11 protein-coding genes are annotated in these 9,774 nt (G+C 28.0%); 8 read left to right on the top strand and 3 right to left on the bottom strand.

Going from position 1 to position 9,774, the window contains the following annotated elements; genetic code table 11:
• Positions 1–6: 6 nt before the first annotated feature.
• Positions 7–447: a hypothetical protein gene (locus tag ACLUJM_RS08860; protein ID WP_412412656.1), complete on the bottom strand. Its 441-nt coding sequence runs from the start codon at positions 445–447 to the stop codon at positions 7–9.
• Between the two features lie 596 nt (positions 448–1,043).
• Between ACLUJM_RS08860 and ACLUJM_RS08855 the strand changes: the two genes are divergently transcribed.
• Positions 1,044–1,763, top strand: a complete 720-nt coding sequence (locus ACLUJM_RS08855) for a C39 family peptidase (protein WP_412412655.1) — start codon at positions 1,044–1,046, stop codon at positions 1,761–1,763.
• 68 nt (positions 1,764–1,831) lie between these two features.
• On the opposite strand, the gene ACLUJM_RS08850 is transcribed toward ACLUJM_RS08855, so the two are convergent.
• The gene (locus ACLUJM_RS08850; protein WP_412412654.1) at positions 1,832–2,167 is read right to left on the bottom strand and encodes a hypothetical protein; all 336 of its coding nucleotides are present in this window, start codon (positions 2,165–2,167) and stop codon (positions 1,832–1,834) included.
• A 314-nt stretch (positions 2,168–2,481) separates the two neighbouring features.
• Here ACLUJM_RS08850 and ACLUJM_RS08845 point away from each other — a divergent pair, with 314 nt between their 5' ends.
• The 4 genes from ACLUJM_RS08845 (at position 2,482) to ACLUJM_RS08830 (ending at position 4,965) form a co-directional block, all read left to right on the top strand.
• Positions 2,482–3,150 (top strand): glucosaminidase domain-containing protein, encoded by a 669-nt coding sequence (locus ACLUJM_RS08845; RefSeq protein ID WP_412412653.1) that lies wholly within the window; start codon positions 2,482–2,484, stop codon positions 3,148–3,150.
• 116 nt (positions 3,151–3,266) lie between these two features.
• Positions 3,267–3,581 carry a hypothetical protein gene (locus tag ACLUJM_RS08840; RefSeq protein WP_412412652.1) on the top strand — a complete coding sequence of 105 codons (315 nt, stop codon included), beginning with the start codon at positions 3,267–3,269 and terminating at the stop codon, positions 3,579–3,581.
• A 15-nt stretch (positions 3,582–3,596) separates the two neighbouring features.
• A complete protein-coding gene (locus tag ACLUJM_RS08835; RefSeq protein ID WP_412412651.1) occupies positions 3,597–4,256 on the top strand; it encodes a hypothetical protein in 660 nt (219 codons plus the stop codon).
• A complete protein-coding gene (locus ACLUJM_RS08830) occupies positions 4,249–4,965 on the top strand; it encodes a hypothetical protein (RefSeq protein ID WP_412412650.1) in 717 nt (238 codons plus the stop codon). Before ACLUJM_RS08835 ends, ACLUJM_RS08830 begins: the two co-directional genes overlap by 8 nt.
• A gap of 78 nt (positions 4,966–5,043) precedes the next feature.
• Here ACLUJM_RS08830 and ACLUJM_RS08825 read toward each other — a convergent pair whose 3' ends face one another.
• Positions 5,044–6,345, bottom strand: coding sequence for an albumin-binding GA domain-containing protein (locus ACLUJM_RS08825; RefSeq protein WP_412412649.1), 1,302 nt, complete (start codon positions 6,343–6,345; stop codon positions 5,044–5,046).
• Between the two features lie 389 nt (positions 6,346–6,734).
• On the opposite strand from ACLUJM_RS08825, the gene ACLUJM_RS08820 reads away from it, so the two are divergent.
• The 3 genes from ACLUJM_RS08820 to ACLUJM_RS08810 all read left to right on the top strand — a co-directional run bounded on the left by ACLUJM_RS08820 (position 6,735) and on the right by ACLUJM_RS08810 (position 9,715).
• Positions 6,735–8,507, top strand: a complete 1,773-nt coding sequence (locus ACLUJM_RS08820) for a thermonuclease family protein (protein ID WP_412412648.1) — start codon at positions 6,735–6,737, stop codon at positions 8,505–8,507.
• Positions 8,508–8,680: 173 nt separating this feature from the next.
• A complete protein-coding gene (locus ACLUJM_RS08815) occupies positions 8,681–9,139 on the top strand; it encodes a hypothetical protein (protein ID WP_412412647.1) in 459 nt (152 codons plus the stop codon).
• An 18-nt stretch (positions 9,140–9,157) separates the two neighbouring features.
• A complete protein-coding gene (locus tag ACLUJM_RS08810) occupies positions 9,158–9,715 on the top strand; it encodes a hypothetical protein (RefSeq protein ID WP_412412646.1) in 558 nt (185 codons plus the stop codon).
• The last annotated feature ends 59 nt before the right edge of the window (positions 9,716–9,774 follow it).

Here is a 9,774-nt window from a genome sequence, read left to right as displayed (position 1 = left end):
GCCAAACTATTCAAACGCTTGTCTTTCTATATATTCCATCTTTTTAAAAGCAATAGACTTAACATCTAATATCTTTTTAGGAATTGTTTTTAAATCTTTTTCTAAATCTTTTATAAGACCAATTACACGCTTACAATCCAAATAATTCTCTATCATTTTAGAAGATAGTATTTGTTCTTGTATAACACTTATTAAAAGACTTTCACAAGATTCATCATATAAATATATTTCACTTGGATTTAGCAAAAACTTCGATGTAAACACAAACATTCCATCCGGTAATCTTTCATTTAATTCCGTAGAAATTGAATTTCTATATGACTTTACCTTTGAATTATATTCAGACGAATCGCCACAATTGAGCCTTATTACACCATGTTGTCTTACCTTATTACTATAACTTTCAATAGTTTCTTGCTTAAATATATCTTTTCTCTTTCTTTTCATAATAACCAAACAAGGAAAACGGCGAACTTTAGTTGTGGAAATAAATTTCCCCTATCCTTGTTTATCCCCTTTCTATCAATATCATTATTTGGAATAACCACAAAGCTATCCTTTTCTGTTCTTGTTATACCCACGAAAAAGACGACCTCGTGAAATTTGTAATTTTTTATTGAAAAAATATATTGGATCAGAAAAATGCAAGAAATACTGTCATTTGATAAAAATATAGGAAAAATTTTACAAAATTTATTAATTTTTGTAAATTTCTCGGGTATAACACTAATGAGAGATGGATAATGAATAAACCTTCTTTGCTTGTTTAATTTCATTGGTTTAAATTCATAAATTCCTCCATCTCTCACCTAAAATTTTTAGCTTTCAGGAAATATAAAAAACTAAACGACATCATATTCTTTGACATTTTAAATATTTTTCACACGACTCTTTTAAAATAAATAAGAACATTACAAAAATTAGTCGAGTTGATTAGTTGATATAGCCTAAAAGCAAAACAACAACCCCAAACATATTATTAACCTTGTATGTTTCGGGTTGTTGTTTATATAAATTTTAAAAAGTTTTGAGGTGTTAGTTTAATGTTAAAAAACACAAAAAAAATATTAACAATGTGTATATTGTTATCTTGCTTAATTCAAAATAACAGTTATGCAATAAATAATTTAAATACATCTAATGATGTAATTACAGAAAAATTAATAGAACTTGATAACAAATCACTTAAAACAAAGTTTTTAATTAACAATATCATTGAAAAAAAACATAGATTATCAAAAAAATACGAAAACGAACAAAGCTTTAAAGACGTTATATATTTCAATCAGACAGATCCTAGATTTGCCTATACCCCATACGGCGATGGCGAATTTGGTATAGTTCAAAATACTGGTTGTGGCCCTACATCTATGGCAATGGTAGTAAGCACACTAACTAAAACATATACAGACCCTAACGAGATTGCAAGCTGGGCTATGTTTAATGGATATAATATGGGAAATAACGGCTCATCATGGGAGCTATTCCCTGCTGCTGCTAGAAAATATGGACTTGATTATATGTTTAGCTATTCCATAGAAGATGCGAGAGAATGTCTAAAAACTGGAGGGCTTGTAATATTAAGCCAAAATTCATCGCTTAATAATTACTGGACTAACAGCGGACATTTTATCGTATTAACTGGATTTGAAAATGATTTATATACCGTTAACGATCCATATAGTATCGACAGAACTGAACGATATCATACAGAAAACCAAGTTTTTACACCAAATAAAGCGATATTTTGTTTTTGGAAATGATAAATCCTTGCTTATTGATTTTTTATATATAGAAAAGCAAGCACGTTATATTGTGCTTGCTTTTTGCTTTAATTCCATGGATCGTCTGTATCTTCTTCCTCTTTTTTATAGTAGTCTTCCATAATAGTTTCATCCATACTATTATCCTGTTTCATATAATCCTTTTTAATTATTTTAGCCCTCTTTTCCATCTTCTTTCTTTCAAATGGTTCAGCTATTAAATCATATATTGATATAAATAAGTGTAATATGCTTAGGCACATGAATTTTAAAAACTCAAATCCAGCTTTTAATATTGCAAATATCGGCTTAAAAACAAACGCTAAAATTGCAAATACTATAGATATAATTCCCAAAGCAAAAAACGTTAATAAGATATCTCCCCAAATTCCTAAATCAGTCACTACTATCACCCTTTCTTGATTATACTATACCACAAATTACTTCTATACTATACATATATCGGAAAAAACTTAACCCTCAAACCATTTTTTCTAAAAATTATACCTATTTCACAGATATTGACAAATTTGTGGGTATAACAAAAGTGTAAGTTGTGGGTATAACAAAAGTGTAAGGTGAAGTTGTGCTAAACTAAAGACCTAGAACCTTCTGGCACATTATTATAAACCCGATTTCACGAGTTATGCTAATTGAAATATTAGCATAACTCTTAAAATTATGTATTCAAAATTCCATAAGAAAAGAGGATTTTATAGTGAAAATTAAAAACAAAATACTAGCATTAACATTAGCAACTGTTATGATTCCACAAATCTCTTTTGCGTGTAGTAATGAAGTTAATGAAATATATTTAAAAAATAGTCAAATATCAATGTTAATAGAAAAATGCAAAGAAGAAATCTACAGGAAAAAAGAAGTTAAACAAATGATTAAAAACGTTGAGAGCTTTAGAAATGATTTGTACAGTAGCCCTATTTACAGCCCCGTACATATCACATATATCTCATCTGACGGATTAAATAAGCTTTTAGAAAATACTGGTTTGCAAAATCTTGGAGAAAGCTTTTATAAGGCAGAAGAAAACTACGGAATTAATAGCGTATTTCTTATTTCTCTTGCAATGCTTGAATCTGGAAATGGATATAGCAGAATTGCAACCGATAAAAATAACCTATTTGGATATAACTCAAATGATAGTAACCCTTACGGAGATTCTTTTTCATTTGAAACAAAAGAAGACTGTATTGAGTATGTTGCAAACTCTATAAAAAGAAACTACTTATCAAGTGATGGGAAATTCTTTAACGGATATTCAATTGAGGCTATGAACATTAATTATTGTAGCAAAGACAATTGGCATGAACAAATTAAGGATATCATGTATAACCTTTATTGTGAGATAAACGAAAGGGATATAATCTAATGTATGGAATTATAGTTAAAAAAGACAATGTAATATTACCTCCTTCCTATTACCCTCTGATACATGGTAAAATTTGTTTTCAAGATGGTAATATAAAGATATTCTTTGAAGGGGCGATGATGAGAATGATGTTATCTAATCGCCCCCTTTTTGGAATGAATAAAATAAAAGATGATAAAGATTACTACAAAATTAATGTTAATAAAATTGATCTAGAATTTAGAAACATATCAAGCCTATTAAAAGATCGATATGTCGGTAGTAAATTTGATAACAACGACATGATTAAAGATCAATTCTTAATGAAGTTTACTACTAACCATGAATACGAGATTATGTATGGATTTGGGATTGGAAATGATGCAAAAAAATTCTTTTTAAGTCAAAAAGAAAACCAATTAGCAAAAACATCAATGGATTGGTACGAATAGTCAAAAGGAGTTTTTATGAGGTCAAAAAAAGTTTTCTTACTAATACTTGCTTTAGTAATATTATCATCTTGTAATAAGAGCAAATCAGATATATTGGAACACAAAACTGTTGGCAAAGAAAAAGAAATTACCATGAAAGATAGTTCATTAGAAGAAGTAAAAGAAGATGAGATTAATAAAATAATTGAAAAACAAGATAAATTATTAAAAAGAAGCGAAAGAAATGTCGAATTAGAAGGCAAAGATTTACTATTCTTTAACAGCGAAAATATTATAGAGTATGTAATTGAAACATCTAAAAATAAAGGCTTAAAAGATCTTAATGAATTAAATCACGAAGAAAAAAAACAAGGAAAAAAATTCAACAATAGCCTAGATAAGTTTATTCAAGACTTTAATAAAATTAAATTAAAAAAGTCTAAAAATATTTTTTCGGATTTAGAATTAAAAGACAATGTCAAAAAAGACAAAAAATATATATTCTTTAGTTTTTATGTAATAGAAAAATCAATCGCCTATCAAATAGAACTAGGAATCGATGAAGACGATAATGTAATATATAAGGTTAATAATCAAAATAGACCATCTGCAATGCTTGGAGAAAGTGGTGTCTATAAAGCAGAAAAAAATACTTACAAAAATATTTTGAAAATTTTTGGAGAAAAAAATGAATAAGAAAATATTTTTAATATTCACTTTATTATTAGTTTTATTGCTTTGTTCTTGTAAAACCTCTAAGGATAAGTTCGAAAACATTTCACCAGAACAAGCACTAACAACAGCTATAGAGGATTGGAACTCTAGTAATAGCTTAAATGCAAACTTTGAAAATCCATCTACTATGACCGATTTCTTTAACACGTATTATTCATTTAGTGATCAATCACTATATGCCCCACTACGTTGTGTTAAGTTTAATATTAAAGACGAAAAAGATAATAGATTCGATTACAAAAACCCTCCAGATGTTTATATAATGCATGTCGATTTTGTTAGCTATAACGCTTATGCAAATTATTACAGATATTTAGATGACAAAAATACATTGGGTCAAGAAATAGCAGAAAAAAACCTCGAAAAAGCTTTGTTTAAAAATCAACCCGAAGACAAACAAGAAAATAGATTAAAAGATGAAGATAAAGAGAAAAAATTTATTGCCGACGAAAAAGATTGTGTAGTTTTTGAAAATGTTGCTATAAAATTTTTGAAAAATAGTAACGGTGATTATGTAATCTCTTGTGGAGAATTTCAAATAGAAGACTATACAGCCATTTTTAACGGAGATAATACCAATATAGAATTATTCAATGTTCTATCTGGAAACTCTCTAAATGCCTATATCGATTATCAGAAAAAAATAAGCAAAAAGAGTGGGATTAACTAAAATCTCACTCTTTTTTAATAGGTTTAACTACTTTTACTATTATTATATTTCTTTTTTGTTATTATGTCTATCTATTTACTATTTACGTTTTTTAAGTGAAATAAAAGCACCTGCAACGCTTGTTAAAGCAGCTGCTGCTAATGTTACAACTTCTGCTTCGCTACCTGCTTTTGGCAATGAAGATCTTCTTTGTGCTCTTACATTCTTATTAGCTTTTCTAGGGCTATTTACTTTTTGGTCTTTTTCAGCCTTTTTATCACCTTTTTTGATTTGAGCCTTTAAATTTTCTAATTGTTTAGAAAGTTCTTCTTTTTCTTTCTTAACTTTTTCTAATTCTTCTTTTTGTTTTGTTGATTCTTCTAAAGCTTTTTCAAGATTTTTAATTTTTTCTACAACATTTTCTTTAGCTTTTTCTTCTTCTTTTTGTTTCTTATCAGCTTCTGCTTTTTCACCATCAGCTATTTTTTTAGTCCAGTAATCAGCTACTGCCTTTTCGTAGTCTTGTTCTGCCTTGATCCATTTGTCATATTCTTCTTTAGAAGCTTTTTCTAATTCTTTTTCACCATCTTTTTTATCAGCTTTGTCTTTTTCATTTTCAGCAATCTTTTTAGTCCAATAATCTTCTACCGCTTTTTCAAAGTCTTGTTCTGCTTTAACCCATTTGTCGTATTCTTCTTTAGAGGCTTCTTCTAATGCTTTTTCAACATCTTTTGTAGATTTTTTATGAGATTTAATTAATTCTTCTTTTAAAGCTTTAACACCTTCTACTGTTTTTCCTGCATTAATTCTGTCAATAAAGAACTTAGATGTAACACCATTTTCTTTTAATTCAGCGATTGCTTGTTCTTTTGCTTTCTTTAATCCTTCTTGTTTAAAAAGCTTATTATATTCTTTTTCAGCCTTGTCTAAGTATTCTTTTTCAGAATTCTTGTCTTTATTAGTATTTTCTTTTGCTTCTTTTTCTAATACTTTTTCTGGATTTTCTTGTTTGTGAGATTTAATTAATTCAGCTTTTAAAGCTTTAACACCTTCTACTGTTTTTGCAGATTCAATTTTGTCTAAGAAAAGCTTAGATGTAATACCATTAGCTTTCAAATCAGCGATTGCTTGTTTTTTTACTTCTTCTAATGAATTAGAATCTTTTTTAACTTCTTCTTTAATTTCTTTTTTTTCTTTAGTTTTTTCTTCTTTAGCTTCTTTTTCTTCTTCGGCTAGTTTGTTCGCCCATGTTTCCCATGCGTCTTCATGAGCCTTTTCTGCTGCTGCGATATCGCCTACTTCCCCTAAGTAATCATCAGCAAATGTGTTGATTGGTGCTAATAATGTTGCAGCTAATGTAACTCCTGACATTACTTTCAATAACTTTTTACTATTTTTCATATTTCTTTGACAATGGAAACCCTGTGTTAGGTTGGAATTTGTCTCCTCCTTTTTAAAATTTTGCACAAAATTTATGCTTTTAAAATCAAATTCGTTTCCAAGCAATTTTATTGCCATTCCATTACGTTCTTGTTATACCCACAAATTAGGTATATTTGGAAAAATTTGAAACCTTTTTCTAAATTTTTCTTACATTTAAGAAATAGCGTAGTATTTTCTATGGAGAAAATAACTTTATTCTACATATGTACCATTGATTGATTTTGACATGACAGTAAAACTGTCATTGTTTATTACTATTTATTTAGTAATTAATAATATTGTGGGTATAACAATAACGAAATAATAAGGAAAGGAGATTGGGGATAAACTTTCCCTTATCGAAGAATATGAGAAAAAATAAAAAAATGATGAAATTATTGGCTTGTTGTTTAATTGCAAGTAGTGTACTTCCTGTGAATGTATTAGCAGATAACCAAACGCCTACAAAGATTGAAACAAAAACCGAAAAATTAGAAGAAAACGACAAAAATATCAAATTAAAAGCTGTAAATCTTGTCAAAGTAAAGGTATTAAGAGTAGTAGATGGAGATACTTTTAAGTGTATGATTGACGGTAAGGAACAAACCATAAGGTTAATTGGAGTTGATACACCCGAATCAGTTAATCCAAAAGAAGAAAAAAATACAGTTGAAGGTAAAATTGCCTCTAAATATACAAAAAGATACTTAGAAAATCGTGATGTTGAATTAGAATTCGATATCCAAAAGACGGATAAATACGGAAGAGTTTTAGCTTATGTATGGAGTGGTGATACAATGTTTAACTTTAAGTTAATACGAGACGGTATCGCAAAGCCAATGACTATTGCACCTAATGTTAAATACTCCGAAATTATTAAAAATCTTGAAAAAACAGCCGTTGAAAATAACAAAGGATTTTTTAACAAGGATTATAAAGAAAAAGACATATTAGAAAAAATATCAAAAGAAAGAATAATAGAAGAAAATACCAAAAATGATACAGAAAAAGCTCTAGAATACGATCTTAGCGTAACAAAATACAACGCTGATAATAGCGTAGAATTTAAAGTATATAACAAAAATAACAATGAATTTCTAAAAGATTTTATATTTGAAATTAGAGAAAAAGACAAAGAAGATATATTAACAGAAGAAAAAAGTGACAATAATGGAAATGTAAAATTCACAAATCTTGATCCAGAAAAAGAGTACGAAATATCCTTAAAGAAAGTTAGTGATGGATATAAAAATCAAGAAAACAAAATTTCAGTAAAATTCCCAAAAACTACCGATAAAGATACTAATAAAGGATTTGAAGCTACTTTAAATGTAGTTGTAAAAGACACAGAAGGAAAAATGATCGGTCACATGACAAAATCTTCTCCTGATGGATCTGATATCATTATTGATTGTAACGAACCTATAACATTGGAAAATAGTAAATATGTTATAGTTAAATCTACTACCCCATCAGGCGTAACTCTTGATAAAGAAAAAAATAAAATCAACGTAACATTTGAAAAGGATAATAACATTATTGAAATCTTCTTAACCGTTAAAGAAGTTAAAGATGATGGTGTTAAAGAAGATAACAAAACAACAACTAAAGAAGAAAATAAAACAAAACCTCAAATCACCGTTGAAGAAAATAAAAACGGAACTAAAAAACACGAAAAAGAAGTGCCTGGAATATATGTTAAAGATATATACAAAAATAAACCAATCATATTATTTAAAGGTCAAGAAATAAAATGGGATTCTATTTTCGGATGTAATGACAATTATTCAATAATTGGCGGGAAGTTCTATAATGTTGATACTAATAAATTAGGAGAATATAAAAACATATCTGGTGAAGTTTATTGGAAAAATAATAAAACAAACGTTAGTGGAAAAACTCCAATAAATGACTTTACAGTACGCGTTGATAGTGCTGATGGCACATCACCTGATGTTAGTAACGAAAAGAACAAAAATGTCGATAACGAAAATACAAAAAATGGCAATTCTCCAAAAACCGGCGAAAAGTCTAATAAAAACTTATTAATCTCTATGTTTAGCATATCTCTCGCAAGTTTATTAGGCTATCTATATGTTGAACGTGAAAAAATAAGAAAATTAATAAAAAAAGTAAAATAATCATATAAACACCTTTTGAAAATAATCGTGCGTTAATCGTGCGATTATTTTTTCTTATCTATTTGTATTGCTGTTATTCCCCCATTTCTTTTGGAAATAATCGTGTGAAAAGGTAGAAAACATGTTGACACGTTGACAAGTTAAAGCTATAATATATTTATAAGGAGGATTTTATGGATATAAAAAAAGAACTTGAACAAATAAGTGCAGATTTAGAAAAAGCAAAAGAAAAGTCCACTATTAGTTTCACTATCGATAACGCCCTCAAAGACGAATTTAAGGAAATTTGCGAAAGAAACAATAGTGATATGAAAAACGAGATTATTTCATTCATAAAAAAAACCGTACAAAAGGAGAAAGAACAAATGATTGAAAACAACAACAAGTTGAGAAAAATTGCAGAAGAAATTACAGAAGATTTTAAAAAATTAGATAAAGATAGTCAACAATATATTGTTAATAGAATAAGCATTTGTAGACCTACGGAAAAAGGCGACAACGACTTTTTAGAAATTATAAAAGATGTTTTTAATGCCAATAACATCGATATCTCTGACAAAATTAATACTATCGAAGATAAGGCGATGTTTGTGACATTTCTAAAAATGTTCATGTATAACGCAAGTTTATGATTTAAGGAGGAACAAATTTTGTCCAAACAAAAAGAATATCAAGAAAATCTAATAAAAACCGTTATAAACAACTCAGAATCCGATAATTGGAAAGATGCCGTTAAAGAATGGGATATAGTAGATGTAGAAGAAGATCTAGATTGTGCAGGTCAATGTACATGCGGAAAAGAAGGGTTACGCTATCTTTTCACTATCAAAAATCGTATAAACAATAATATTATTTACCCTATCGGGAGTTCATGTATTAGTAAGTTTGGTGTAGATAAATTAAAAAATGAAGCTAAATTAAAAGAAGATCTATTTAAACTTTTACACGCTGTTGAAAACAATGAATATATTACAATATCATCTGATTTATTTTCAAGAAAATTATTGGAATATTTATATAATATTGGTGCATTTGTTCCAAATTATTATAATGATTTTGAGCCAAAGAATGATTATAAATTTTTATTAGATATGTTTAATAAAAGAAAAAAAAGCGAACAACAAGAGAAAAAATCCTCCGCAATTATTATTAATTCAATAATTCCCTTTTTACGAGATCTATTAGACAACAGAATAAAAGCACATTAGTATTTCTAATAACCTATTATTTATCGACAATATCTCCTGAAATGGATATAATGTAGTTA

The sequence above is a fragment of the Finegoldia sp. genome (assembly GCF_046991905.1).
Classification (GTDB): Bacteria; Bacillota; Clostridia; order Tissierellales; family Peptoniphilaceae; genus Finegoldia.
Note: the sequence above shows the minus strand (reverse complement) of the source record. Positions and strands in the feature narration are given on the sequence as shown.